The organism is Pseudomonas alliivorans (assembly GCF_017826695.1).
Taxonomy (GTDB): Bacteria; Pseudomonadota; Gammaproteobacteria; order Pseudomonadales; family Pseudomonadaceae; genus Aquipseudomonas; species Aquipseudomonas alliivorans.
The window spans coordinates 100,088-125,775 of record NZ_JAFFZW010000013.1 but is presented as its reverse complement, the minus strand read 5'-3'; the positions used below and the strand labels follow the sequence as shown (position 1 = coordinate 125,775).

General features: G+C 59.8%; 21 protein-coding genes. 7 read left to right on the top strand and 14 right to left on the bottom strand.

Going from position 1 to position 25,688, the window contains the following annotated elements:
* The first annotated feature begins 16 nt into the window (after nucleotides 1-16).
* Complete coding sequence (locus JTJ32_RS24610; RefSeq protein WP_099231254.1) at nucleotides 17-337, top strand: DUF2388 domain-containing protein; 321 nt, start codon at nucleotides 17-19, stop codon at nucleotides 335-337.
* On the top strand, nucleotides 334-2,295 hold the full coding sequence (locus JTJ32_RS24605; RefSeq protein WP_210043594.1) for a DUF7844 domain-containing protein: 1,962 nt from the start codon (nucleotides 334-336) through the stop codon (nucleotides 2,293-2,295). Before JTJ32_RS24610 ends, JTJ32_RS24605 begins: the two co-directional genes overlap by 4 nt.
* Here JTJ32_RS24605 and JTJ32_RS24600 read toward each other — a convergent pair whose 3' ends face one another.
* The 5 genes from JTJ32_RS24600 to JTJ32_RS24580 all read right to left on the bottom strand — a co-directional run bounded on the left by JTJ32_RS24600 (nucleotide 2,296) and on the right by JTJ32_RS24580 (nucleotide 5,363).
* A complete protein-coding gene (locus JTJ32_RS24600) occupies nucleotides 2,296-2,673 on the bottom strand; it encodes an SCP2 sterol-binding domain-containing protein (protein ID WP_099231250.1) in 378 nt (125 codons plus the stop codon).
* A gap of 155 nt (nucleotides 2,674-2,828) precedes the next feature.
* Nucleotides 2,829-3,269: a hypothetical protein gene (locus JTJ32_RS24595; protein WP_099231248.1), complete on the bottom strand. Its 441-nt coding sequence runs from the start codon at nucleotides 3,267-3,269 to the stop codon at nucleotides 2,829-2,831.
* Nucleotides 3,270-3,535: 266 nt separating this feature from the next.
* The gene (locus JTJ32_RS24590; RefSeq protein ID WP_025995432.1) at nucleotides 3,536-3,835 is read right to left on the bottom strand and encodes an HU family DNA-binding protein; all 300 of its coding nucleotides are present in this window, start codon (nucleotides 3,833-3,835) and stop codon (nucleotides 3,536-3,538) included.
* Between the two features lie 188 nt (nucleotides 3,836-4,023).
* A complete protein-coding gene (locus tag JTJ32_RS24585) occupies nucleotides 4,024-5,172 on the bottom strand; it encodes an NAD(P)/FAD-dependent oxidoreductase (protein WP_099231244.1) in 1,149 nt (382 codons plus the stop codon).
* A 23-nt stretch (nucleotides 5,173-5,195) separates the two neighbouring features.
* A complete protein-coding gene (locus JTJ32_RS24580) occupies nucleotides 5,196-5,363 on the bottom strand; it encodes a rubredoxin (protein WP_002555879.1) in 168 nt (55 codons plus the stop codon).
* Nucleotides 5,364-5,549: 186 nt separating this feature from the next.
* On the opposite strand from JTJ32_RS24580, the gene JTJ32_RS24575 reads away from it, so the two are divergent.
* Both JTJ32_RS24575 and ubiA read left to right on the top strand, forming a co-directional pair.
* On the top strand, nucleotides 5,550-6,110 hold the full coding sequence (locus JTJ32_RS24575; protein ID WP_099231296.1) for a chorismate--pyruvate lyase family protein: 561 nt from the start codon (nucleotides 5,550-5,552) through the stop codon (nucleotides 6,108-6,110).
* Nucleotides 6,110-7,000 carry a 4-hydroxybenzoate octaprenyltransferase gene (ubiA, locus tag JTJ32_RS24570; protein WP_099231242.1) on the top strand — a complete coding sequence of 297 codons (891 nt, stop codon included), beginning with the start codon at nucleotides 6,110-6,112 and terminating at the stop codon, nucleotides 6,998-7,000. The genes JTJ32_RS24575 and ubiA overlap by 1 nt, the downstream gene beginning before the upstream one ends.
* 20 nt (nucleotides 7,001-7,020) lie before the next feature.
* Here ubiA and JTJ32_RS24565 read toward each other — a convergent pair whose 3' ends face one another.
* Nucleotides 7,021-7,398, bottom strand: coding sequence for a COG4315 family predicted lipoprotein (locus JTJ32_RS24565; RefSeq protein ID WP_099231240.1), 378 nt, complete (start codon nucleotides 7,396-7,398; stop codon nucleotides 7,021-7,023).
* Nucleotides 7,399-7,560: 162 nt separating this feature from the next.
* Between JTJ32_RS24565 and phoB the strand changes: the two genes are divergently transcribed.
* From phoB to JTJ32_RS24550, 3 genes are all read left to right on the top strand, one after another.
* A complete protein-coding gene (phoB, locus tag JTJ32_RS24560) occupies nucleotides 7,561-8,250 on the top strand; it encodes a phosphate regulon transcriptional regulator PhoB (protein WP_004881608.1) in 690 nt (229 codons plus the stop codon).
* Nucleotides 8,251-8,311: 61 nt separating this feature from the next.
* The gene (gene phoR, locus JTJ32_RS24555) at nucleotides 8,312-9,634 is read left to right on the top strand and encodes a phosphate regulon sensor histidine kinase PhoR (RefSeq protein WP_099231238.1); all 1,323 of its coding nucleotides are present in this window, start codon (nucleotides 8,312-8,314) and stop codon (nucleotides 9,632-9,634) included.
* Between the two features lie 99 nt (nucleotides 9,635-9,733).
* The gene (locus JTJ32_RS24550; RefSeq protein ID WP_099231236.1) at nucleotides 9,734-11,074 is read left to right on the top strand and encodes a hemolysin family protein; all 1,341 of its coding nucleotides are present in this window, start codon (nucleotides 9,734-9,736) and stop codon (nucleotides 11,072-11,074) included.
* 58 nt (nucleotides 11,075-11,132) lie between these two features.
* On the opposite strand, the gene JTJ32_RS24545 is transcribed toward JTJ32_RS24550, so the two are convergent.
* The 8 genes from JTJ32_RS24545 to JTJ32_RS24510 form a co-directional block, all read right to left on the bottom strand.
* Nucleotides 11,133-12,035: a peptidoglycan DD-metalloendopeptidase family protein gene (locus tag JTJ32_RS24545; protein WP_210043604.1), complete on the bottom strand. Its 903-nt coding sequence runs from the start codon at nucleotides 12,033-12,035 to the stop codon at nucleotides 11,133-11,135.
* A gap of 157 nt (nucleotides 12,036-12,192) precedes the next feature.
* Nucleotides 12,193-17,427 carry a deaminase domain-containing protein gene (locus JTJ32_RS24540; RefSeq protein WP_210043593.1) on the bottom strand — a complete coding sequence of 1,745 codons (5,235 nt, stop codon included), beginning with the start codon at nucleotides 17,425-17,427 and terminating at the stop codon, nucleotides 12,193-12,195.
* Between the two features lie 278 nt (nucleotides 17,428-17,705).
* Nucleotides 17,706-18,602, bottom strand: coding sequence for a response regulator (locus JTJ32_RS24535; RefSeq protein WP_099231234.1), 897 nt, complete (start codon nucleotides 18,600-18,602; stop codon nucleotides 17,706-17,708).
* A 204-nt stretch (nucleotides 18,603-18,806) separates the two neighbouring features.
* Nucleotides 18,807-19,571: a phosphate signaling complex protein PhoU gene (phoU, locus tag JTJ32_RS24530; RefSeq protein WP_004881622.1), complete on the bottom strand. Its 765-nt coding sequence runs from the start codon at nucleotides 19,569-19,571 to the stop codon at nucleotides 18,807-18,809.
* Between the two features lie 70 nt (nucleotides 19,572-19,641).
* Entirely contained in the window at nucleotides 19,642-20,475 is an 834-nt protein-coding gene (gene pstB, locus JTJ32_RS24525) for a phosphate ABC transporter ATP-binding protein PstB (protein ID WP_024694904.1), read from the bottom strand.
* Between the two features lie 70 nt (nucleotides 20,476-20,545).
* On the bottom strand, nucleotides 20,546-22,162 hold the full coding sequence (gene pstA, locus JTJ32_RS24520; RefSeq protein WP_180274456.1) for a phosphate ABC transporter permease PstA: 1,617 nt from the start codon (nucleotides 22,160-22,162) through the stop codon (nucleotides 20,546-20,548).
* Between the two features lie 69 nt (nucleotides 22,163-22,231).
* Nucleotides 22,232-24,517, bottom strand: a complete 2,286-nt coding sequence (locus JTJ32_RS24515; protein ID WP_210043592.1) for an ABC transporter permease subunit — start codon at nucleotides 24,515-24,517, stop codon at nucleotides 22,232-22,234.
* Nucleotides 24,518-24,655: 138 nt separating this feature from the next.
* On the bottom strand, nucleotides 24,656-25,654 hold the full coding sequence (locus JTJ32_RS24510; RefSeq protein WP_099231228.1) for a phosphate ABC transporter substrate-binding protein PstS family protein: 999 nt from the start codon (nucleotides 25,652-25,654) through the stop codon (nucleotides 24,656-24,658).
* Between the last annotated feature and the right edge of the window lie 34 nt (nucleotides 25,655-25,688).

The following is a 25,688-nucleotide window of genomic DNA, read 5'->3' as shown; positions in this document are numbered from 1 at the left end:
TGGAGACGTTACTGACATGCGTACGCCGCTGATTGCTGTTTCCCTTGGTCTGCTGCTGATGGCCGACCTGGCCCAGGCTCAGACCGTTGTTGCCACGAGTAACATCATTGTCCGTGCGTTCGGTCGCACCATCGACTTTACCTCTGACACCACCACCTCGATCCGCGATTCCAAAGTCGTTCGCGAAGCCAGAGATGATGCCGCCAGCTACGTTGCCAGCAATGGCGATATTCACGGCGCCCAGCTCGACGCTGCCTTCGATACGCTGCGTGCCCGCGTGCCGGAAGCGCGCGATGCCAGCGACAAGACACTGGCTGAAGCCATCCTCGCACTGTGAGGCGACTTGGCGTCTGGCTGCTTGCCGGCGCACTGTCGCTGGTCGGGACTTATGCTTCAGCCAGTCTGAAGCTTGAGCTGCACACCGACGGCCTCGATGCGGCTCAACGGCAAGCCAGCCAGGCGCTGATCGACGAAGCCATGCGCGCCCTGCCGCCCAGCTTCGTCGAGTCATTGGACCGCACTGTCAACGTGAGTTGGTCCAGCGACATGCCGCAAAATGCCTATGGCCAGGCGGCAGGTCCTTACCAGCTGTACCTCAACACCCACCTGTTGCCTTCGCTGACCGACGGCTCTGCCGCGACGGCGCAAACGGGTCGGCCACACGGCACGGTACGTCGGGAAATGCTCGCCACGGTGCTGCATGAGCTGACTCATATTTACGACCGTGCACGCCTCTGGTCTCCCACCGAAAGGGCGACCCTGGTTCGCTGTTCCCGTCGTAACAGTTCATTGGGTAACGTCGGCCTGCCCGATGACTGCCGTGGCCAGACCGAACGACGTTTTACCCTGAGCGATGATCCTCGCCTGCTGGACCTTGCCGGCTGGCAGCAGTACGTCGGAAGACGTGGCGAGCGAGAAGAACATAACGGTCAGGTTGCCCGCAGTCCCGACATCTACGAGACCACCAGCCCGCTCGAGTTCGTGGCGGTGAACATGGAGTACTTCCTGCTCGACCCGGCCTACGCCTGCCGTCGACCTGCGCTGTATGCCTACTACAAGGAACGCTTCGGTTGGGCACCTGCTGCCCGGGATGCCTGTCCGACCTTCTATCCTTACCTGAACGCTGGCAGCGATTTTGGCCGGGAACCGCTGGGCAAGCTGGACCCCGAGCGCGTTTACGCCGTCGACTACCTGTTGGCCGAGGCGAACCAGAACTGGGTGAGCCGCTGGGGTCACAGCATGCTGCGTCTGGTGATCTGCAAGCCGGGACGTCCACGCGGACCAGATTGTCGGCTCGACTTGGACCAGCATCTGGTCCTGTCCTACCGCGCTTTTGTAGGCGACGTACAGTTATCCAGTTGGGACGGCCTGATGGGCGCGTACCCATCGCGGCTGTTCGTGCTGCCACTGGCTCAGGTGATCGACGAATACACCAAGACGGAACTGCGCAGCCTGGCGTCAGTACCCATCACGCTGTCTCGCCCTGAAATCGAAGGGTTGGTCCAGCACGCCGCCGAAATGCACTGGAGCTACGACGGCAACTATTACTTCCTGTCGAACAACTGCGCGGTAGAGAATCTCAAGCTGCTTCGCAGCGGCACGCATAATCCCAAACTGGTCGGCCTGGACAGCATTCTGCCCAACGGTTTGCTCGAGGTGCTCAAGGGGCGGGGGCTGGCTGATACCCGTGTGCTGGACGATCCAAAGGAAGCGTTACGTCTTGGCTACCGGTTCGACTCTTATCGGGACCGCTATCAAGCGATGTTCGAGGTGCTGAAGAAACAACTTCCGATCCGGCAAACCACCGTCGAAGACTGGATGAGCCTGCCCGCCCATGAGCGCAGTCAGTGGTTCGACAAGGCTGACCTGCGCACCAGTGCCGCCATTCTGCTGCTGGAACAGGCAAGCCTGCGTCGGCAATTGCTGCTGGCGCAGGACGAAGTGAAGCAAAGCTATCTGGGGGCTCGGGAGCAGAAGGACGGCCGCGTGTCAAAAGCGACCGGCACCTTGCAAGAGCTGCTGGCCAGCAGCGGTTTTCTCAGCCGCCCTGCGGAATTGCTCGGCAGCCGAGGTTACGGTTTGCCGCAGGCTGCGGAGTGGCAACAGCTTGAAAGCGAGAGCAGCCAGCGTCAGAAACAGCTCAAGCGCCTGACCGGCGATCTCGACAAGGAAGTACGTGCCTTGCTGGAGCCAGGACGTGCGAGGGAAATTGCCGCGAACGAAGCCAACCTCAAGCAGATGGGTGACCATCTGCGCGCCTTGCACAAGGCATCGGGCGGGTTGCAGTTGCCTTGATCAGTTGGTCTTCTTTTTAGGTTTGAGGTACTTGGTGAGGCCCTGGAACCAGATCACCAGGGCTGGATTGCCCTTGATCTGAATGTCCTTGTCCTGAATGCCCTGCATGAAGGCCAGTTGCTTGTTTTTGGCCTGCAAGGTGGCAAAGCCGAATGCGGCGTCGCGGAACGAGATGGCAAACGCAGGCTCGGCAGCCAGCCCTTTCACACTGCGGATACGCTGGTCACGAACCACAAAGTGGCGAGCGATCCTGCCGTCCGTTGTCTGCAGTTGAAACGTCAGGTCCTTGCCAGCCAACTGTTGCTGGAACGCAGGGTTGTTACGACCGGCGCGGCTCATCAACCGGCCCAGCATCCAGAGAAGAAAACGAAATTTCATGTAACAGCCTCAGCAAGAGTTCGAACTGGCGGCGCAGTGTAGCCGGTTGTCCAGATGATGCATGCAGGGAATTCTTGTTTTCAGCGAGGATCCCTGCAATTTATTTCCCCTGGCAAGTGCTGCGCAGGCAAGCGGCGCAGCACTCAGGGGATCGATCAGCGGATGCTGTTGATGCTGCCCTTGTTACCCGTAACCTTTACGTCCACTTTCTTGAAGATGAAATAGTCTTTCACGTTGACTTCATAACGCGGGGCAACGATCAGATCGGCACCGGAAGATTTGACAGCCTTGTAGGCTGCGGCAGCCTTGGCAGTCGATACCGGATCTGGAAGGGCCAGGCCCATGCCGCCGCCGCTCGCACCGCCATAGGCCACACCGTCCGCGAACTGGGTATCGCCACCGATGCTCAGGAAGTTGAACAGAACGTTGGTGGAGGATTCGCCACTGATGGTGCCACCCACTTTCACGTCAGCCTTCAGGTCGGTTTTGACGGTCCCTTCCAAAGGTGCAACCGGCTGGCTCATGTTGTAACTGACACAGCCCGAGGTGGCGGCGATCAGGGTTGCGACAGCAGCGAATTTCCATAGCTTATTCATTTTTGACTTCCCAAAATTAATGTTCAGCGCCGCAAACCAGAAGAGCTGCGGGAGCGGGACTTTAAGGGAATAAAGAATGATAAGAAGTCAGGAAAGACTGAGCTATTAGAAGGCAGGCGATCACGATCAAGTAGGAAACTTCTTACCAAGAGCCACGGGACGACATGGGCGCCCTGGTTGCTCTGCACATATGAAAAACGGGCACCCAGTGTGACTGGTGTGCCCGTTGCTCACTGCTTACCTCCCGCCGAGGCAAGCAGCTGTTATCAGGATTTCTTCTTTTTGGCTGGCTCAGGATTGACGCTGTCTTTCAAGGCCTTACCCGGTTTGAAGGCAACCGTGTTGCTTGCCTTGATTTTCACCGGTTCGCCGGTTTGCGGATTCTTGCCGGTACGGGCTCCACGATGGCGTTGCAGGAATGTACCGAAGCCAACCAGGGTGACACTGTCTTTGCGAGACAATGCGCCGGTGATTTCTTCAAGAATGGCGTTGAGAACACGGTTGGATTGATCTTTGGTCAGATCCGCCTTTTCAGCAATGACGGCTGCAAGTTGTGGTTTACGCATATGAAGCCTCTTTTACGGTTTTTGTTTTTATGTTCCGTACTGCTTATGGCAAACAGTAACAAGGCGCCGCGACGGCTCTACGTAGCGGCAGACGAGAGCGAGGATGGCATGCCGACGTTAGCTGCGCCAGTGGATGGACAACCTTTATCAGCACAAATAAGTGTCCTATCCGACAAAATGACGCGAAATCATACCAATAACGCAGGTAAAACCTTGTTCAGGGCAAGTTTTTCCATAACGGCCGTGCCGGTCAGCGCGTAACCCAGCAGTTGCCCCTCGGCATCGTGACACAAGGCCTTGATGTCGGCGCCCTGCCCCTCGACGGTCCAGACACCCTGTGTCGCGCGCGGGGGTGGCGAGACCACGAGCGGGCAGGCAGGCGTCTTGACCGTGATTGGCATCGGCCCGTATTTCACCGAAGTGGGTGTTCCGGCAAGGGTCTGGGCCAAAGCCCGTGCGCAGCTCATCAGAGGCATCACGTACAACAGGTTCAAGCCGTCGACTTCCGCGCAGTCACCCAGCGCATGGATATTGGCGTGCGACGTCTGCAGATAACGATCAACCAGAATGCCGCGCCCGGTCTGCAAGCCTGCGGCAGCCGCCAGATCGATTCGGGGTCGCAGCCCAATGGCCGACACCACCAGATCGCAGGTGATTACCTGCCCGTCGGACAGCTGAGCCTGCAGCCCCTCCTCGCTGCGTTGCAGGCGCGTGAGCACCGGCCCCAGGTGGAACCGCGCGCCCAGCCCTTCAAGCCCGGCCTGCACAGCCGCTGCGGCAGCCGCGGGCAGCAGGGTCGGCATGACGTGTTCACATGGCGCGACCAGATCCACTTCGTAGCCGCCCAGCATCAGGTCGTTGGCAAATTCGCAGCCGATCAGGCCTGCACCCAGAATCAGTACACGACGCTTGCCGGCAGCGGCCGCTCGAAAGCGCGCGTAGTCCTGCAGGTCGTTGATAGGGAACACCGCATCCCCGGCGTCACCCTCGATGGGCACGCGGATGGTCTCGGCGCCCCAGGCCAGCACCAGATCGCGGTAGTACACCGCCTCTTCACCGATCCACAGACGCTTGTGGCCAGGGTCGATGCCGCTGATACGCGTATGGGTGCGCACCTCGGCCTTGAGCTGGTCGGCCATGGCGCCAGGCTCGGCCATGCTCAGACCATCGGCTTCCTTGTTCTTGCCAAAGCCGGTGGACAGCATGGGCTTGGAGTAGGACCGGCCATCATCGGCCGTGATCAACAGCAGCGGTGTTTCACCGTCCAGCTTGCGAAATTCCCGCGCGAGATTGTAGCCCGCAAGGCCGGTACCGATGATGACGACAGGTGCGCTCATTGCTGTTTCCCGAGTGGCGTGGATCAACCGATTTCGATCATTTCAAAGTCCATCTTGCCGACGCCGCAGTCGGGACACAGCCAGTCTTCCGGCACATCCTGCCAAAGCGTGCCCGGCGCAATGCCGTCATCCGGCCAACCATCGGCTTCGTTGTAAATCAGGCCACAGACAATGCATTGCCACTTCTTCATGATTCGGTTCTCTCACTCATCAGGCTGAGTATGGGTGCAGCGGTCGTTCGCCGCTTGAACGGGCGTTGTACTGATCGGCAGGCCCGGATGCAAGCCCGTTTGTATAACGGGCTGTCTGCCCCCGGCTGCCGGGGCCATCAATCATGATAAGCTCGCCACCCCGATCACTGCCGACGCATGCTTACCGTGACCCAGCAAAACCCCGCCTTTACGACGCCAGTCTGGCTTGAGCGCGACCGGTTGGTCGATGCACCCGCGCCAGCGATTATGGACTGGCTGTTCAATCAGGATTCCCTGACCCGTCGTTTGGACCGCCTGTCCGACGGAGGATTCAGCGTCATTCCGCTGTTCGAAGGCTGGCAACCGTTACGCGATGACGAATGCGCCGCACTGGTGCTGCCTGAAGCGAGCGAGGGTTGGGTCCGCGAAGTGTATCTGCTCGGCAATGGCAACCGCTGGGTCTTCGCACGCAGCGTGGCGGCGCGCAGTGCGCTGCACAACGGTGGCTTGCAGATGGACACGCTGGGGTCGCGCTCACTGGGTGAGTTGCTGTTCAGTGACCCCGCGTTCGACCGTGGCCCGCTTGAAGTCTGTCGCTACCCTGCCGCCTGGCTGCCGTCTGGCGACTCTGCCCACGACCTGTGGGCACGTCGCTCCTGTTTCAGTCGCGGTCCGCTGCGCGTGTTGGTTGCCGAAGTGTTCCTGCCGTCTTTCCTGAGCCTGGTTCAAAACAAGGAACCCGTTTGATGTACCAGTCGCTGCTCAAATCGCTGAATCGCCTGAATCCGCGCATCTGGGACTTCATCCAGTTGACGCGAATCGACAAGCCGATCGGCGTCTATCTGCTGCTGTGGCCTACGCTGTGGGCGGTCTGGATTGCCGGCAAGGGTTCGCCGTCGCTGGCAAACGTGTTGATCTTCGTTGTGGGCGTGTTCCTGATGCGCGCCGCGGGCTGTGTGATCAACGACTACGCCGACCGCAAAGTGGACGGCCACGTGAAGCGCACCGAACAGCGACCCTTGGTCAGCGGCAAGGTCAGCGGCCGGGAAGCACTGATTCTGTTCGCGGTGCTGGTGGGTCTGAGCTTTGTGCTGGTGCTGTTTACCAACGCCACGACTATTTGGCTGTCATTCGGCGGTCTGGCGCTGGCGGCCTGTTACCCGTTCATGAAGCGCTACACCTATTACCCGCAGGTGGTCCTGGGTGCGGCCTTCTCGTGGGGCATGCCGATGGCGTTTACTGCAGAGACCGGCGACTTGCCTGCCGCCGCCTGGCTGCTGTACATCGCCAACCTGTTGTGGACGGTCGGCTACGACACCTACTACGCCATGGTGGACCGCGACGACGATTTGAAGATCGGAGTGAAGTCCACCGCCGTGCTGTTCGGCGATGCGGACCGCGTGATCATTCTGACGTTGCAGGGTCTGGCATTGGGATGCCTGATGCTCGCCGGTTTTCGTTTCGAGCTGGGGATGTGGTTCCACGCAGGTCTGGCGGTCGCGGCGGGCTGCTTTGCCTGGGAGTTCTGGAGCACGCGCCTGCGCGAGCGGGACGCGTGCTTCAAGGCCTTTCTGCATAACCATTGGGCGGGGCTTGCGATATTCCTCGGCATCGTCGCCGATTACGCACTGCGCTGACCGCCCTCGGGTATCACGCCTCAGGGCTTGGCGATGTGCCAGACGCCGCCCTTACCATCGCCAGTGACCTCACCGGCCCTGGTGTCATTCTTGAAAGTGTAGAGCGGCTTGCCGTCGTAAGCCCACTGCCGGCTTTTGTCATCACGGGTGATCACTGTCCACTTGCCCTCGGCCGAACTGTCGGCTTCAGCGGCAAGCGGCGGCCAGTTGATCGCACACTGATCATTGCAGGCGGATTTGCCCGTGCTGTCCTTGTCGAACGTATACAACGCCATGCCTTTATGATCGACCAGCTTGCCGTCCTGCTCCATGGCAGGCTCGGCCGCGAAGGCCAGTCCGGATGATACAAGGGCAGCGGCAGCCAGCAGACATTTGAATGCAGTAGAGACATTAGCCATCGGGTACATCCTCTTTTTTATCGTTGAAATGAGTTCAAGACAGCCCACCCAGCTTAGTCGGCCAGGGGCATGCGTGATAGCCTCATCCCAACCTGTCACACGACTGCAATAATTCCGTTATCTAATGCGCCCCAAGACAGTTAAATGACACGAGGTTCAAGCATGGTTGGCAGGAGCATTCTGATCGTTGACGACGAAGCGCCTATTCGCGAAATGATCGCCGTTGCGTTGGAAATGGCCGGCTATGACTGTATCGAAGCCGAAAACTCTCAGCAGGCCCACGCGATCATCGTTGATCGCAAGCCGGACCTGATCCTGCTCGACTGGATGCTGCCCGGCACCTCAGGCATCGAGCTGGCACGTCGCCTCAAGCGCGATGAGCTGACCGGGGATATCCCGATCATCATGCTCACGGCAAAGGGCGAGGAAGACAACAAGATCCAGGGCCTGGAAGTGGGCGCTGACGATTACATCACCAAGCCGTTCTCGCCCCGCGAACTGGTGGCGCGCCTCAAGGCCGTGCTGCGTCGTGCCGGCCCGACAGACGGTGAAGCGCCCATCGAAGTCGGTGGCCTGCTGCTCGATCCCATCAGCCACCGAGTCACCATCGATGGCAAACCCGCAGAAATGGGCCCGACCGAATACCGCCTTCTGCAATTTTTCATGACCCATCAGGAACGCGCCTATACCCGTGGTCAACTGCTCGACCAGGTCTGGGGCGGCAATGTCTATGTCGAGGAGCGCACGGTGGATGTCCACATTCGCCGCCTGCGCAAAGCCCTGGGTGACGCTTATGAAAATCTGGTACAAACCGTGCGCGGCACCGGCTATCGCTTTTCCACGAAAAGCTGACAGTCGCTCTCGCAGACACAGGGCACCGGCCAGCGTGCACCAGACAAGGATTTACCCTTAATTGAACCAAAATTGGCATGGCACGCTGATACGCCACATGTTGTTGCTGGTCACTGCCTGCCTGCTGGTCGGCCTGATCAGCGGACAGTATGGCTGGAGCCTGTCCATCGGACTGGGCCTGTATCTGGCCTGGACCCTCAAGCAACTGCTGCGCCTGCATGAGTGGCTGAGCAGCCACAAGGCTGACGAACCGCCACCGGACGGCTACGGCCTGTGGGGCGAGGTCTTCGACAGCATCTATCACCTTCAGCGCCGCGACCAACGCGTACGCGGCCGCCTGCAGGCCGTGATCGACCGCGTCCAGGAATCCACAGCCGCCCTCAAGGACGCGGTGATCATGCTCGACAGCGAGGGCAACCTAGAGTGGTGGAACCGCGCTTCCGAAACCCTGCTGGGCCTCAAGACGCCGCAGGACAGCGGCCAGCCGGTAACCAATCTGGTGCGTCACCCGCGCTTCAAGGAATACTTTGCCCAAGGCAATTACGCCGAGCCGCTGGAAATTCCTTCGCCCACCAACGATCACTTGCGCATCCAATTATTGATTACCCGTTACGGCAACAACGAACACCTGATGCTGGTGCGCGATGTCACGCGCATCCACCAGTTGGAACAGATGCGCAAGGACTTCGTTGCCAACGTCTCCCATGAATTGCGCACACCGCTGACGGTGATCTTCGGCTATCTGGAAACCTTGCTCGACAACGTGGACGAAGTGAATCCACGCTGGGTACGGGCGCTGCAACAGATGCACCAGCAGGGCGGGCGCATGCAGACGCTGCTCAACGACCTGTTGCTGCTGGCCAAGCTCGAAGCCACTGATTACCCGTCGGACAACCACCCGGTGGTTGTCAGTAAGCTGCTCAAGACCATCAAGGCCGACGCCAACGCCCTTTCAGGCAGCAAGAATCAGCAGATCAGCCTCAGCATCGAGAGCGAGATGCTGCTCAAGGGCAGTGAAACCGAGCTGCGCAGTGCGTTCTCCAACCTGATCTTCAATGCGGTCAAGTACACGCCCGCAGAGGGCACTATCCGTATCCGCTGGTGGACAGACGAGCGCGGCGCGCACCTGAGCGTGCAGGATTCGGGGATCGGTATCGAAACCAAGCATCTGCCGCGTCTGACCGAGCGCTTCTACCGGGTCGATACCAGCCGTGCATCGAATACCGGAGGAACAGGGCTGGGGCTCGCGATCGTCAAGCATGTGCTGCTGCGTCATCGCGGCACCCTTGAAATCAACAGCGTGCCGAACAAGGGCAGCGTTTTTACCTGCCATTTTGCCACCAGCCAGATGTCCAAACCCGAAAGCGACGACTCAGACTACTAGGCAATCGCTTGCACAGCCGCTACATTGCCGGGTTCAAGGCGCTTTTTCGGCGCAGCTTCACACCCCCATTTGTTAGAACGGACCCCGTAAAACCCCACCATGGACCCTTCCCCTAGTTTCGACCTGTCTTCACTCTTCGCCGACTTCGGCATGATTCTTTTTGCGCTGTTCCTGGTTCTGCTCAACGGTTTTTTCGTTGCGGCGGAATTTGCCATGGTCAAACTGCGTTCCACGCGGGTCGAGGCGATTGCCGACAAGAACGGCTGGCGCGGACATATCCTGCGCAAGGTACACGGCCAGCTGGACGCCTACCTGTCGGCCTGTCAGTTGGGTATCACCCTCGCCTCCCTGGGGCTTGGCTGGGTCGGTGAGCCGGCCTTCGCTCATTTGCTGGAGCCGCTGCTCAGTGCGATGGGCGTCGATACGCCGGAACTGGTCAAGGGCATTTCGTTCTTCACCGCCTTCTTCATCATTTCGTACCTGCACATCGTGATCGGTGAGCTGGCGCCCAAATCCTGGGCTATCCGCAAACCCGAGCTGCTGTCGCTGTGGACCGCTGCGCCGCTGTACCTGTTCTACTGGCTCATGTACCCGGCAATCTACCTGCTCAACGCCAGTGCCAACGCGATCCTGCGTATTGCCGGCCAGGGCGAACCCGGTCCGCATCATGAACACAGTTACAGCCGCGACGAGCTGAAACTGATTCTCCACTCCAGCCGCGGCCAGGACCCCAGCGACCAAGGCATGCGCGTGCTGGCCTCTGCCGTGGAAATGGGCGAGCTGGAGGTCGTGGACTGGGCCAACTCCCGCGAAGACATGGTCACGCTTGATTTCAACGCACCGCTCAAGGAAATCCTTGCGCTGTTCCGTCGCCACAAGTTCAGCCGCTACCCGGTGTACGACGCCGAACGCGGCGAGTTCGTCGGCCTGCTGCATATAAAGGATCTGCTGCTGGAACTGGCGGATCTGGATCACCTTCCCGAGTCGTTCAATCTGGCCGAGCTGACCCGTCCGCTGGAACGCGTTTCCCGGCACATGCCGCTGTCACAACTGCTTGAGCAGTTCCGTAAGGGCGGCGCGCACTTCGCGGTGGTCGAGGAAGCGGACGGCAAGATCATCGGCTACCTGACCATGGAAGACGTGCTCGAAGTGCTGGTAGGCGACATTCAGGACGAGCACCGCAAGGTGGAGCGCGGCATCCTGGCCTATCAGCCGGGCAAGCTGCTGGTGCGGGGCGATACGCCGTTGTTCAAGATCGAGCGCCTGCTGGGCATCGACCTGGACCATATCGAAGCCGAAACCCTGGCAGGGCTTATCTACGAAACCCTCAAGCGGGTGCCGGAAGAAGAAGAGCAAATGGAAGTCGAAGGCCTGCGCATCATCATCAAAAAGATGAAAGGCCCCAAAATCGTGCTGGCCAAGGTATTGAAACTGGATTGAAGCGCGTGATTGTGGGAGTAGCCTGCGCCCGGACGCTTTTGCCCAGACAAACCGGTTGCTAATTCCCACCCACCGCGAAGTTGGGCAGGCTCTGCACGGGCTGGTTAAACTCGTAGGGGATTGAGACCAGTTCATGGCCGGTGTTGCGCTGCACGACGAAGTGCAGGTGCGGCCCGGTGCTGTTGCCGGTATTGCCCGAGCGTGCCAGCGGGCTGCCAACGCTGACCCGTTGCCCTTCAGCAACACTGACCGAGCCGCGCATCAGGTGCAGGTAGACGCCCATGGTGCCGTCTTCATGCAGGATGCGCACAAAGTTGCCGGAAGCGTTCGCGCCCCTGCCTGCCTGGCCGTTCTCGATCTTGATCACCGTGCCGCCACGCGCCGCGATGATGGGTGTACCTTCAGGCATGGCGATGTCCATCGCGTAGCGCCCCTTGATGCCATAGTGGCTGTATTTGCCACCTGGCCCCTGGGTCAGGCGAAACGGACCGCCTACCCACGGCAGCGGATAGCGGTAGAGCTGCGCCGTGCTTCGTGGGTCGCCCAGGGTCGAGGTCAGCATCGAGGCATAATTCATCGCCTTGCCTGCAACCTTGGGGCTCAGCACCACCACACGCTCGTTGGTACGCGCCGGAATCGTGCGACGAAGGGTCGTGGACGAACCAGACACGCCCAGTACGTTCCTGACGCTGGACAGCTTCAGCTCCACCTCGACCGGCGCATGCAGGTCATTACGCACATACAGACTGTGAACGCCCTTCTCCCGCTTGATGCTCAAATGCACCTGCTGCTCGATGCGCTCGACCATCCGGTCCCGGAAAACCAGCACGGAAGCACCGGGCGAAGATCGGTCCGAGAACGAAACGACGCCGTCGGCATCGGTGGTTTTATAGATCGTGATCGCCCAGGCGGCGGGAGCGGCCACGGTCAGGACGGTCAGGATCAACAGGCGTTCGAGCATCAGGAGGGTCTGGTTCATGGACAATGATTGCCAAGCCTAGCAGCGTTGCAGGCAGAAAAGGACATCGCGGTTTCAATTGGCAACAGCATGGGCGTCAAGAAATACGCGCCATTGGGTCGCGGTGCCGCACGACCGGCCCGGCGCCACGACGAAGGCCTCATGATCTGCCGTAATCCTTCAGGTAAGTCACGGAGAACTGCGCGTCCGGGAAGTCCAGCTTGAGGCGTGGCAGAACGAAACCGCCGCAGGAGCGACAGGTGTCCATCACCGTAAACACCTTGATATGGGTCAATCGCGTCGAAGCCAAGTCCTCCTTGAGCACGGTGGCGATCAAACGCTCGGAATCCACCTGTCGGCCGAACTCCCTGACCACCAGACGATCAGCGTCTCTGACCACCGGCAGGCTGGTGAAACCCGGATCCGGCAGACGCCCGGCCATGCGTGCTCGTGCATCACGAAACACCACGCCGTCGATGACGCGTTCAGCGCTTTCAGCCAGATCGACCTGCAACTTCAGAGCCTTGGCCTTCAGCCCGCCGGACAGCGCGTAGTAGACCATCCGCTCACCCGACTCGGTGTACACCTGGACAAAGGACAGGTTGGCACCCTTGACCTGGTCGAGGATATTTCTCGCGGCTTTGGGTGTCACGACACTCTGCACATTCAACATCTCCCACTTTGCCTTGGAGCCCTGTACCGGCATAAGGCGGTTGAGGATATCCACAATGTGCTGCTGCTCGGGAAGGGTTCGCTCGGCAATTTTTCTGAAATCCGGGATGCTGGCCCTGGCGAGCTCCACAAACCGTTTCTGAATCGCTTCACCCGACAACACGTCGCTGGCGATCCTGAGCAACTCGTTTCTCTGCTGGCTGGCCTGGCACCAACTGGCGTAGTCGTCATAAGTCTTGATCTGCCTGCTCCACGAGACGTGCCACGACGCCCGTTCAGACTCGTCGACCAGATCGAACAGCAGGCGCGCGATATTTTCCTGGTCAATGACCGCATCGGGGCGCTCTCGAAACACCCGGTATTGCTCCGACAGCCGGACGAAGGTGTTGATCTCATCGGCGTCTTCGACACGGGAAAACCTGAGGTTCTGGTCACCCACTGCAGAGGGTGTTCGGGCTTTGTAGACCACACCCGTGTCGGCCTCCACGAAGATCCAGTCCTGCCCGGCAATCTCCATGCGAATGCCACGCAAGGTCCGCGTATCCTGAACACCCGACGCGACAGCACCCAGTTCAACGACCGGAACGTGCTGATAGACGGACATGGAGTCTTCGAGCCCGAAGTTCTCCGGCAGCCCCAAAAGATGATCGTCTGCCAGCGTGCCTTGCAACTCCGGCAGATAGGCTGGCGTTTCCGGTAGCGAGAGCAGCGCACGTTCACGCTCCGAAAGAGACACAACGGCCTTGCCCGTCGCGACTGAGGCTTGCGACGATGTCGATGCCTGGGCTTCGACCGGCTCGGACCATTTGCAATATTTGCCCTCGTTGACGAACACATCGAGATCCTGCGCTCCGCTATCAGTCACCAAAGACTGCCTGTCGAGGGTGAACTCGCGGGCATCCATGGCATGGCTGGGGTATTTGCCAGTGCGTTTGGGTGATGTGGAACCCGGCTGCACAGGTTCAGGGGCGGGTGTAGTCAGCTTGACGCCGGTAGCACAAGGCACTGATATCAGGTCACGGCGCACCCGGCACAGGTTCTCCGTCTCTCTCAACGTTTCGGTCGTTGAGGAAAGCCTGGCGACCGGTCGTTTGCGCAGTGCAGCATTCGGGGCGTCAGCGTCCAGATGGTACGCTTGGCCATCGATCAGGATGTCGTACTCGCCTTCCGCTCTTTGGATCGTGCTTACGCTGCAGCGTCTATCGATACGAGCCTCATGAAAGCCGTCTTCCACCGACGTGATCGGCAGCACAGGCGGGTAGCGGTCTGGACCGATGCTGTCTGCCGCCGACAGAACGGAAAACTCCGGGGACTGTGCAGAGGACAAGGGGGTCAGTCTTTTTCCGAAAACACGGTCGGCTTCCGGATCAAGCAGCCTGAAATCCGGCTGCTGCGCCGTACCGACATCACGCACGGCCATTGAGGAGCGACCATCGACCACAGCCCGGCTGTCCGATGCAATGCGCCGGGGCTGCCAAGGGTGCTGGGGCGTATCCAGAATGCGGTACATGCCTTTGTCGAGGCTGAATGTACTTTCCATCACCGCCCGCGATGCGAAGATCGCTTTCAACGACGGCACGGCCTCGAGCAGCGTCGAGAGACCGAGCCGGCCCAGTTTGATGCCGACCTTGAACACATCACGCACCAGCACCGCGCCGCTCTGCTCGGCCAGGCCCACGATCAGGCGCCCGACCGCCTTGCCGGTCAGGCGCGTGACGGACCAGACGCTCATCTCCCCGGCCCGCAGCACGATGCGCGCCGTCGAGCCCGCAAACTGCCCCAGCGGCACAAGCGCAAATGCGATATCGATCACGCAGCCGACAATGACGCCGGCTGAATGGTCACCGCTCTCCAGATCCTTGATGCAGCTGTAAAACGGGACGATGAAGCGGGCAACGGCGTCCGCGTACTCACGTTCCCTGGTCCAGATGCGCTCCCAGTTGGTTTCGTGCTGGTGCTCGGTTCTGCTTTTTTCCATGAGGCTCGCCAGCAAGTGGCTCGCCGCAGCAGCCGCCAGCGCAGCCACGCTGGCCTGCTCATCGGCAGCGGGCAGGTAAACCAGTTCGCTGGAAGGCACCAGCGTGCCTTGGGCAGGGGTGTGAATGGCTGTGATAACGCGCGACACGGTGCCCGTGAGGTAGGCATCACTGTCCATGGGCAGTAACGGCGTGGTCCTGGCTTCTTCGATGCGACGTTGATGCGCGTCACGCAGGTGAAACGCCTCAGGGATCGAGATCGGGTGGGACCAAGTGACGCCGTCGACCGCGTAAGTGAAACGCTGGCTGGTTTCACGTGCGACACCGGAAGCCGGGATCAGCTCGAAAAAAAACTCGCTGACCGAATGACCTTTGAAATCGTTGCGATGATCACCGCGCTGACAACGCAGGAAAAGCCCTTGGGTGCCTTCTTCTGTGCCAAACCGGACCCGACTGATCTCACAGGTCGCGTTCAACAGCATGTCACGCGACTCCGGCTGCATCTCGTTCAACAGCCGTTTGATGACATCGGTTTGCGCGCTGACCAGTGCTTTGCGGAAAGTATAGAACGCGCTGGCGTAAGCCTCCGGAATCGTCGGCGTGCCAGGAATGTAAACCTCTTCCATCATCACCAGTTCCAGAACCGTGGCTTCGGGCTGCCCCACTGCCGTCAAGTGGTCGACTGAATAGGAAAAGGCAATCGTGAAGCCATGATCCTGCAAGACCGGCCAATGGGTGATCTTGACGGCCTGATCCCACAGTCCGCGATCGACGCCTGCATTCCGCAGCAGTTGCTGCGCAAGCTGTCGGCGGTCCGGCGGCTTGATCGACAGCAGGCTGTTCAATTCCTGTGCGTGCTGCTCCTGCTGCGCCTGCACATGGCTCAGTGCCTCGCTGATTTGCGTGGGCGACGCGTGAAGGACATCATTTGTACCCGACCACCGAACGACGCCGTGGGCGGTGGCATAACGCAGGGCCGGAACCGTCAAAGCAGTGGCCCACAACCTATGCACTTCAGGATCTTGCGACTGACTCAAGTCAGCGCTGACCTTGATCAGCTCATCGTAAGGCGTCGTGACCGACAGGCCGGGCGTCATGGCCTCGATCAGCGCAACCCCGTGAATGAACGCCACACTCTGCAAGGATCGCCCGTATTGCAGGTGATCAGGCACACCCTCCACCAGCAGCTCCGGCATCGCCTCGCGCAACACCAGGTAATGCAGCAAGTCCACGGTGCACGTTGATGCGTCAGGCTGTCGATAGCGAATGAGCGCCTTGACCCGCTCACTCAGTTGCCGATGGCTGTAGTCCAGTACCCATTCGCTGCGAAGACTCGTTTCAAGGGATTCGCCGTCGGCTTCCGGAGCCCCGAGGAAATAATCAATGATCGCTCGCCCCGCCAGTGCCTGCGTGATGCGCGGCGAAGCGCCTTCATCGGTGCGGCTTGCGTACCAGTCCATCCTGTCGAGCATGGGAGAGAAGGTCGATTCAAACCAGGACGTATGTATCAGGGCATGCCAGGTCTCACGGGCCGACAGGCGCAATACACGGTCTGCGCCATCGGATCGGCACAGCACCTCGATCCCCATCCGGGCAAACAGCTGGTTGGCATTGCGCAGCGGGCTCCAGGCATCAAGGCGTGGAACAGTGGCATTCAAAAGCTGCGAGCCAGGAAGCGCCTCGTTCAGTTGAAGGCTCGACTCCAGGTCCGAAAACAGTATCAACGACGACAGCAGAATGGCCGACTCGAACGCCAGCCCCGAGTGCTCGAAACTCAGCCTGATCGCCAGAGACAGTGCTCGCATGCCGGGTGCCCGGCGCGCCTCCGCTATGGCAGACGCAAGCCACTGCTCATTGTCGGGATCCACCACGTAGCTGGCCAGTTTGCGCAGGTAGTCTAGCCGTGTTGCCAGCGAAGTCGGCGTCGCAAGATCCACCTGCAAGTTGTCCAGCAACCGCTCGTCGCCAAGTGCCCCCGTCAGTGAAGACGTGAACGACGACCAGAAATCGGTCTTCTCCAGGCTCAGATTGAGCCAGCCCAACAGGTCACGGTCACGGTACTGAGTGGTCGGGATCAAGCGTGAAAAGCTTTCGCAGAACAGACTGATCGCGTCCTGCCCGCTGTCCGTGTGGACAACGGCATGCCATGCAGCCAGACCATTGTAGAGCGTCTGTGCCGGGCTCATGGCAACCCACTGAGCAATCGGCACCAGCCGGGCGCCACGCCGGAATTGCACCATCCACAAGCGTAAGTCGTCCGGCACCGGAACAAGCAGCTCGCCCAGCTCGGAAAACTCGTCCTGCCCCAGAACGACACGTCCTCCCCAGAACGGCAAGGTTACATACAGGTAGTTTTCCAGCTGTGCCCGAGCCGTCTCGGTCACCACGACCGACTCATTCAGCCAGGCAATACGGGCGAAGAATTGCTGCATCAGCCAGGTACTGACGTCGGCTTCGGGCACCTGCAACGTGTCGGCGCACAACTGGCGCGCCTTGTCGCTTTGATAAAGCAGAGACAGCCTGCGCTCCTGATCGGCATTCGGCTGGGCCAGACCGTCGGTCGAGAAGCGGATGTCGTCGCCAAGCAGGTGATTGAGTACCCGTCGAACCGTCCGAAAGTGATCTTCGGGCACCACGTCGCGGTCGGACAGGTCGGGCACAGGCAGATTCGGGTCGAGTGCAACCGCCACATTGAAGAGCAATTGATGGGTATCAAGCGTGAGAATTTTCGATTGAAGCGATGGCATGTGAATACGTTCCAGAAGCTCACAGGACGTGAGGGTTCTGGAAAAACTAAATAGAAGTCGCTGCGTGCGGAAAATAGGAGAGCGGGTACAGAGAGGCACCGAAAAATCACACAGCCCTGTCAGGCAGACGCAGAGGTTGCCGTCAAGGGCGTGCAAGCACGATGAGGAACGATGTGATCGGCAACAGGACTCAACCATCGGCTGCCATCACTGTGCCGCTGAAGCACAGCGATGACCTAAAGCCGGCCATTGACGCCAGAGCGAAACCTGGCTGGCGATCAGGCGCCTGGAACGAAGTGCTTCTGTGCCGTGCCGCGCGCAATCAGGCGTGACAGGTAATCCATCTTCTGCGCGTCCTGGTCGACGAAACGGAAGATCACTTGTAGCCAGTCGCTGTCGGGCTTCTGCTCGAAGGCTGCGACCGAGTGCAGGTAACCGTTCAAACGCGCGGTCTCATTGCTCTCGCCCTGCTCCAGGTCCAGCACGGCACTGTCGAGTACTTGCGGCAGGTTATCGCTGCGACGCACGACCAGCGACGCTTCCTTCAGGGTCAACGCCTTGATCACGCAGGACTGAATGCCGTTAGGCAAACGCAACTGACCTTGTCCACGACCGGTAGGCTCCGCCGTCTTTGCTGCGACGGGTGGTGCCTTGGCAATCCCGCCTGCCGCCGGGGCAGCCGCAGGTGCGGCGCGAACCACTTCGGCCTTGCCGCCGGTCAGCGCGCTCAGCGAGTCGTTCAGTGGCGAGTTCATGCGAGCCGGGGCGGTGGACATGACCGCGTCCAGCTTGCCGACCTTGGCCAGCGCTTTCTTGACCTTGGAAAGCAGTTGCTCGTTGGTGAACGGCTTGCCGACAAAGTCGCTGACACCGGCCTGAATGGCCTGCACGACGTTTTCCTTGTCGCCACGGCTGGTCACCATGATGAACGGCACGGTTTTCAGGTAATTGTCTTGCGAACGGCACCAGGTCAGCAGCTCAAGGCCGGACATCTCTGGCATTTCCCAATCGCACAGAATCAGATCGAACGTCTCTTTGCTCAGCAACGCCTGGGCTTTGCGACCATTGACTGCGTCCTCGGTATGAATCCCGGGAAAATAATTGCGCAGCCCTTTCTTAACCAAGTCGCGAATGAACGTCGCGTCATCCACCACCAATACACTGACCTTACTCATCGACGCTCCTGCGGACGTGTTCACCCTGGAGGCGAACTGCAAAATGCCAACACGCCCTTTGTTTCGGCAAGCATAGCGTTGACCAGTAGCCAACTGCCATATTGATTGACTGCGCCATGGGATTTAATCCGCAGGCGGCTGAGAATGTACGTCTGCACAACGAAAAACGCCCGGCAAGTGCCGGGCGTTTTATTGCAGGCAATCTTACTTATCGTCAGCGTCGCCCGGAACATTAGCCTTTTCGCTCGCCGAGATGCCCTGCACTTCTTCCTTCATGCGCTTGAGGCCCATGTGACGCACGTCAGTGCCGCGAACCAGATAGATCACCAGCTCCGAGATGTTGCGTGCGTGATCGCCGATTCGTTCCAGCGAGCGAAGCACCCAGATGACGTTCAGCACGCGGGAGATCGAACGCGGATCTTCCATCATGTAGGTCGCCAGCTCACGCAGGGCCGTCTTGTACTCGCGATCGATGATCTTGTCGTACTGAGCCACCGACAACGCAAGCTCCGCATCGAAGCGGGCGAACGAGTCGAGGGCATCACGCACCATGTTGCGAACCTGATCGCCGATATGCCGCACTTCGACGTAGCCGCGTGGCGACTCGCCCTCCTCGCATAATTGAATCGCACGGCGAGCGATCTTGGTGGCCTCGTCGCCGATGCGTTCCAGGTCGATCACTGACTTGGAGATGCTGATGATCAGACGCAAGTCCGAAGCCGCAGGCTGACGACGGGCCAGAATGCGCAGGCACTCTTCGTCGATGTTGCGCTCCATCTGGTTGATCCGGTCGTCGACTTCACGAACCCGCTGGGCCAGGCCCGAGTCGGCTTCGATCAGCGCCGTGACCGAATCGTTGACCTGCTTCTCGACCAGGCCACCCATTTCGAGCAAATGGCTGCGAACGTCTTCGAGTTCAGCGTTGAACTGTTGGGAAATGTGATGCGTGTGGCTGTCTTTGTGGATCATGCTGGGTGTCCTTGGAACGTCCGGTTAATTGCGAAAACGCAGCGGTGGTTCAGGTCTGACGAAGCACGTCCTAGCCGTAACGACCGGTGATGTAGTCTTCAGTCTGTTTTTTGGCCGGGTTGGTGAACAACGTATCGGTGTCACCGAACTCGACGAGCTTGCCCATGTACATAAACGCGGTGTAATCCGACACCCGAGCCGCCTGCTGCATGTTGTGAGTAACGATCACAATGGTGTATTTGGATTTCAGTTCGTAGATCAGCTCTTCGACTTTAAGGGTCGAAATAGGGTCGAGTGCCGAACAGGGTTCGTCGAGCAGCAGGACTTCCGGCTCCACGGCGATGGTTCTGGCAATGACCAGACGCTGTTGCTGACCGCCAGACAGGCCCAGTGCCGACTCATGCAGTCGATCCTTGACCTCATCCCACAGGGCAGCGCCTTTCAAGGCCCACTCGACCGCTTCGTCGAGTACGCGCTTTTTATTGATCCCTTGAATGCGCAGTCCATAGACCACGTTTTCATAGATCGTCTTGGGAAACGGGTTCGGCTTCTGGAACACCATGCCGACGCGACGGCGCAACTCGGCGACTTCCTCGCCCTTGGTATAGATGTTGTGACCGTACAGATTGATCGCGCCCTCGACGCGGCAGCCATCCACCAGGTCGTTCATGCGATTGAAGGTGCGCAACAATGTGGACTTGCCGCAACCCGACGGACCGATGAACGACGTCACCTTCTGTTTGGGAATGTTCAAGGCGATGTCGAACAGCGCCTGCTTTTCGCCATAGAACAGATTGAGCCCCGGCACTTCGATCGCCACGGTTTCGTCGGCCAGGTGCAGGCCTTGCTTGTGACGCCTCAGAGCCGACATGCTCATGCCGTGAGTCGGGCTTTCGTGTTGCATGGATTGCTCCTGTGCGAACCATTCGTTTCATCGAGCCGCCCGCCTTGCTGGAGGGGGCGGCATTCGGGGATCAGTTGTCGAGCGCCTTGTACTTCTCTCGCAGGTGATTGCGAATGCTGACCGCCGACAGGTTGAGCAAGGCGATGACCAGCACCAGCAACAGCGCCGTGGCGTACACCAGCGGGCGAGCAGCCTCGACGTTGGGACTCTGGAAGCCCACGTCGTAAATGTGAAAACCCAGATGCATGATCTTCTGATCCAGATGCAGGTAGGGGTAATTTCCGTCCAGCGGCAACGATGGCGCCAGCTTGACCACGCCGACCAGCATCAACGGCGCAACTTCGCCGGCGGCACGGGCCACCGCCAGAATCAGTCCGGTCATCATCGCCGGGCTGGCCATGGGCAAGACAATCTTCCACAACGTCTCGGCCTTGGTGGCCCCCAGGGCCAGCGAACCTTCGCGCAGGGTCAACGGAATCCGCGCCAGCCCTTCCTCGGTCGCCACGATCACCACCGGAACCGCCAGCAGCGCAAGCGTCAATGACGCCCACAACAGACCCGGTGTACCGAAGGTTGGCGCCGGCAGCGCTTCGGGGAAGAACAGCCGATCCACCGAACCGCCCAGCACGTAGACGAAAAACCCCAGTCCGAACACGCCGTACACAATCGCAGGCACGCCGGCGAGGTTGTTGACTGCAATCCGGATCAGGCGGGTCAGCGGGCCCTGACGGGCGTATTCACGCAGATACACGGCCGCCAGCACCCCGAATGGCGTAACAATGATCGCCATGATCAGGGTCATCATCACCGTGCCGAAAATGGCTGGAAAGATGCCGCCCTCGGTATTGGCTTCACGAGGGTCGTCGCTCAGGAATTCCCAGAGCTTCTTGAAATAGAAACTCAGCTTGGTGACCGTGCCCATCGCGTTGGGCTGATAGGCATGCACTACCTTGCCCAGGCTGATCTCGATTTCCTTGCCGTTGGCATCGCGCGCCGTGAGGCTGTCGCGATCAAAGGCCTGATGCAGCGCACTGAGGCGATCTTCGATGGCGGCGTAACGGGCGTCGAGTTCTGCACGCTCGACCGCCATATCGGCCTGAGCGGCAGCATCCAGCCTGCCATCGAGTTCCAGCTTGCGAGCCTGAAGGCGCAGACGCTCGATGCCATGGTTGATTGCACCGATGTCTTTCTTTTCCAGTGCATACAGTTCGTCAGCCAGCTTCTCGACGCGCCTGATGCGCTCCTGCAAGGTCGGCCAGGCCGCTTCGCCTTCGGCGACGACCCGTCCACCCTCTTTTACATTGACCAGATAGCCATAGAAGTTACCCCACTCGCGACGCTCCAGTGTCATGAGTTCGGCGGGCCGGCTTTCATCCGTCAGCCATTCGCCGATCACCCAGGTAAAGTCACTGGGGTTGAGGTCTCGATTACCAACCTTGAACAGCTCACGGGTCATGAATTCAGGGCCTGACTCTGGCACCGGCAGACCGGCATCCTTCAAGCGCACACGCGGCACCTGTTCCTTCTCGACCAGCTCGCCCACCAGCACATGCTTCGCCTGGCCGGGCACGTCGTATTGCGCAGCAATCACATCGGCGGGCCAGAAATGCCCCAGACCACGCACGGCAATCACGGCCAGCAGGCCGATGGTCATGATCACAGCGATGGAAACGGCACCCGCACTCATCCAGACGCCGGGGGCGCCGCTTTTGAACCAGCCGTTGAGGGAGTTCCTTTTCACGAACTTCTACCTTCCTTAAAGCGACGAGTATTTCTTGCGCAGGCGCTGACGAATCAGCTCTGCGACGGTGTTCATGACAAAGGTGAACATCAGCAACACCAACGCCGCCAGGAACAACACTCGATAATGACTGCCGCCCACTTCCGATTCCGGCATCTCCACGGCGACGTTGGCCGCCAGCGTGCGCATGCCCTCGAACAGGTTCATGTCCATGATCGGCGTATTGCCGGTCGCCATCAGCACGATCATGGTTTCACCCACGGCGCGGCCCATGCCAATCATCAGGGCGGAGAAAATGCCCGGGCTGGCGGTCAGGATCACGACGCGCGTCAGGGTCTGCCAAGGCGTGGCGCCCAGCGCCAGCGAGCCGAGGGTCAGGCTGCGCGGCACACTGAACACCGCATCTTCGGCAATCGAATAAATGTTGGGGATCACGGCAAAGCCCATCGCCAGCCCGACCACCAGTGCGTTGCGCTGATCGTAGGTAATGCCCAGGTCATCACGTATCCAGCCGCGCATGTCGCCACTGAAGAACCAGTTTTCCAGATGCGGGCTCATGCTCAACGAGAACCAGCCCACCAGCAGAATGACCGGAATCAGAATCGCGCTTTCCCAGCCGTCGGGTACGCGCAGGCGGATCGAATCCGGCAGACGCGTCCAGAAAAAGCCTGCCAGCAGAATGCCGATGGGCGTCAGCAGCAACAGGCTGAAAATGCCCGGCAGATGAGCTTCCAGATAAGGAGCCAGGAACAGACCCGCGAAAAAGCCGAGAATGACCGTCGGCATCGCTTCCATCAGCTCGATCACCGGCTTGACCTTGCGGCGCATGCGCGGTGCCATGAAGTAGGCGGTGTAGATCGCGGCGGCGACTGCCAGCGGCGCGGCCAGCAGCATGGCGTAAAACGCGGCCTTGAGCGTGCCGTAGGTCAGCGGCGCCAGGCTCAGCTTGGGCTCGAAATCGCTGTTGGAAGCGGTGGATTGCCAGACGTACTTGGGCTCATCGTAGTTTTCGTACCAGACCTTGCCCCACAGCGAACTCCAGGACACTTCCGGGTGCGGGTTATCCAGTATCAGCGGCAACAGGGTACTGCCGCTTTCCACCAACACCTGATTGGCCCGAGGCGACAAGGCCAGAATGCCTGGGCCATCCACGACCTGATCGACCAGCAGGGTACGGTGCGCGGTGCTGTGGAACACCCCCAGCCTGCCCGACGCGTCCAGTGCGATGAAGCCTTTGCGACGTTGCTCGGGTTTGATCTGCACGATGGGCGCATTGCCCATCTTGAAATCCCGAACGCGCATGAGGCGCTGCTCGCCGTCGGTGTCGCGCGCCATGAACCATTGAGTCATGCCGCCCTTGGAGTTGCCGATGATCAACGAAATGCCGCCGACCAGTTGCGCGCTGGCGGTGGTTTCGGCGTTGCCGTCTTCCAGCAGTTTGTAGCGCCCGTTCAGCGTGCGGTCACGCAGACTGAACACGTCGGCCTGCGCACGGCCGTTGATCACATACAACCAATGCTGGCGCGGGTCGATGTAGATGGCTTTGACCGCAGCGGACATCTGCGGCAGTTCGATACGGCTCTGCTCGCGGGTCACTTCGCCCGTCATCATGTTCTCGGTCTGATCGAGCGCCATGACATGCAACTGAGTACCGGTAGAGCCCGCCACCTTGAGGCTTTCGCCATCGGCGCTGATCGTCACGTGCTCGACGGCACGCCCGGCTTCATCCAGCACCAGCGGCGTCTCGCCGAAAGGCCAGGCAACGCTTGGCGTAATGGTTTTCTGGTTGTTCGGATAAGTGGTCAGATAGGAATGCCTGAACACCAGCACCTGACCATTGGACAGGCCCAGGGCAATCAGCGGCGCGCCAGGCTGGTCCTTGCCGATAGACACCACACTCGCCCCGGCAGGAACAGGCAGAACGATACGCTGCAGCTGCGCGCCGTCACTGATATTGAAGAACACCACTTCACCCTTGTCGGAGATACGCATCCCGATCTGGTTCTGCTCTTCAATGGCGATCATCAGCGGCTTGCCGGCGTCCTGCAGCCAGGCCGCATTCAGTGGCGCAGCAGCGGTCAGGCTCGCGCCCTTGAACAGCGGTGACACCACGTAAGCGAGGTAGAAGAAAATCAGGGTGATCGCAGCCAACACCGCCAGACCACCGATGGCGACATACCAGTGAGTCAGGCGATCCTTGAACGCGCGAAAACGACGCTTGCGCAGCATCGCAGGCGTATTGAAGTCAATACGCTCTGGGGGTGAGTCCTGATTCATTACGGCTTTAGCCAACTCATTCATGCGCACACACCGTAGCGGCCTTGTATGACAGAAACATTACAGAAGAGTGACGCAAGAAAGCCCGCTGCCCAGGAAAACCGGCGGCGGACTGTTCAACGTGTGACAAGGCCAGTCCATTGAGCCTCGTTAATGCGTCTGTTACTTCGCTGCCATTGCGGCGGCACCCTGAAGGCCGAGGTCGGTCAACGCTTTCTCGACCACGCGGGCGGGCAGCGGAATATAGCCATCTTTCATGACCACTTCCTGACCCTGCCTGGAAAGCACCAGCTTGATGAATTCGGCTTCCAGCGGCGCCAGGGGCTGATTGGGTGCCTTGTTCACGTAGACGTAAAGGAAGCGGGACAGCGGGTAAGTGCCGTTCAAGGTATTGGCTTCATTGTCTTCGACAAATTCTGCGCCTTCCTTTTTCGCCAGCGGCACCGTTCTGACATTCGAGGTCTTATAGCCAATGCCCGAGTAACCGATGCCGTTCAGCGAGTTACTGATTGAGCTGACCACCGAAGCTGAGCCTGGCTGTTCGTTGACGTTGGGTTTGAAGTCGCCTTTGCACAAGGCCTCTTCCTTGAAATAACCGTAGGTGCCGGATACCGAGTTGCGGCCAAACAGCTGGATCGGCTTGCCCGCCAGATCGCCAGTCACGCCAACATCGCCCCAGGTCTTCGCATCCGCCCTGGCACCACACAGGCGCGTCACCGAAAAGATCGCATCGACCTGCTGCAGCGTCAGGCCCTTGATCGGGTTGTCCTTGTGAACAAACACCGCCAACGCATCCACCGCCACCGGAATGGCCGTCGGTTTGTAACCGTGTTTCTGCTCGAACGCCGACAGCTCGCCGTCTTTCATCCTGCGGCTCATCGGGCCCAGATTGGCCGTGCCTTCGGTCAGCGCGGGCGGGGCTGTCGATGAGCCGGCAGCCTGAATCTGGATGTTCACGCTCGGGTATTCTTTCTTGTAAGCCTCGGCCCACAAGGTCATCAGGTTGGCCAAGGTGTCGGAGCCGACACTGGAGAGATTGCCCGACACACCGGAGGTCTTGGTGTAGGCCTTGATGGCGGGGTCGACGGCAGCGAACGAACTGGCAGCGGCAACTCCGGCCGCAGCGAATGTCAGTGCAGTCATCCAACTCTTGAGTGTCATGCCTTGCGCTCCTGGCAGGGTATGTAGGGATCCA

Coding starts and splice junctions, on each gene's coding strand:
- JTJ32_RS24610 (WP_099231254.1), top strand. CDS start 17: ATGCGTACGCCGCTGATTGCTGTTTCCCTTGGTCTGCTGCTGATGGCC.
- JTJ32_RS24600 (WP_099231250.1), bottom strand. CDS start 2,673: ATGAAATTTCGTTTTCTTCTCTGGATGCTGGGCCGGTTGATGAGCCGC.
- JTJ32_RS24595 (WP_099231248.1), bottom strand. CDS start 3,269: ATGAATAAGCTATGGAAATTCGCTGCTGTCGCAACCCTGATCGCCGCC.
- JTJ32_RS24590 (WP_025995432.1), bottom strand. CDS start 3,835: ATGCGTAAACCACAACTTGCAGCCGTCATTGCTGAAAAGGCGGATCTG.
- JTJ32_RS24585 (WP_099231244.1), bottom strand. CDS start 5,172: ATGAGCGCACCTGTCGTCATCATCGGTACCGGCCTTGCGGGCTACAAT.
- JTJ32_RS24580 (WP_002555879.1), bottom strand. CDS start 5,363: ATGAAGAAGTGGCAATGCATTGTCTGTGGCCTGATTTACAACGAAGCC.
- ubiA (WP_099231242.1), top strand. CDS start 6,110: ATGTACCAGTCGCTGCTCAAATCGCTGAATCGCCTGAATCCGCGCATC.
- JTJ32_RS24565 (WP_099231240.1), bottom strand. CDS start 7,398: ATGGCTAATGTCTCTACTGCATTCAAATGTCTGCTGGCTGCCGCTGCC.
- phoB (WP_004881608.1), top strand. CDS start 7,561: ATGGTTGGCAGGAGCATTCTGATCGTTGACGACGAAGCGCCTATTCGC.
- JTJ32_RS24550 (WP_099231236.1), top strand. CDS start 9,734: ATGGACCCTTCCCCTAGTTTCGACCTGTCTTCACTCTTCGCCGACTTC.
- JTJ32_RS24545 (WP_210043604.1), bottom strand. CDS start 12,035: ATGCTCGAACGCCTGTTGATCCTGACCGTCCTGACCGTGGCCGCTCCC.
- JTJ32_RS24540 (WP_210043593.1), bottom strand. CDS start 17,427: ATGCCATCGCTTCAATCGAAAATTCTCACGCTTGATACCCATCAATTG.
- JTJ32_RS24535 (WP_099231234.1), bottom strand. CDS start 18,602: ATGAGTAAGGTCAGTGTATTGGTGGTGGATGACGCGACGTTCATTCGC.
- phoU (WP_004881622.1), bottom strand. CDS start 19,571: ATGATCCACAAAGACAGCCACACGCATCACATTTCCCAACAGTTCAAC.
- pstB (WP_024694904.1), bottom strand. CDS start 20,475: ATGCAACACGAAAGCCCGACTCACGGCATGAGCATGTCGGCTCTGAGG.
- pstA (WP_180274456.1), bottom strand. CDS start 22,162: ATGAGTGCGGGTGCCGTTTCCATCGCTGTGATCATGACCATCGGCCTG.
- JTJ32_RS24515 (WP_210043592.1), bottom strand. CDS start 24,517: ATGAATGAGTTGGCTAAAGCCGTAATGAATCAGGACTCACCCCCAGAG.
- JTJ32_RS24510 (WP_099231228.1), bottom strand. CDS start 25,654: ATGACACTCAAGAGTTGGATGACTGCACTGACATTCGCTGCGGCCGGA.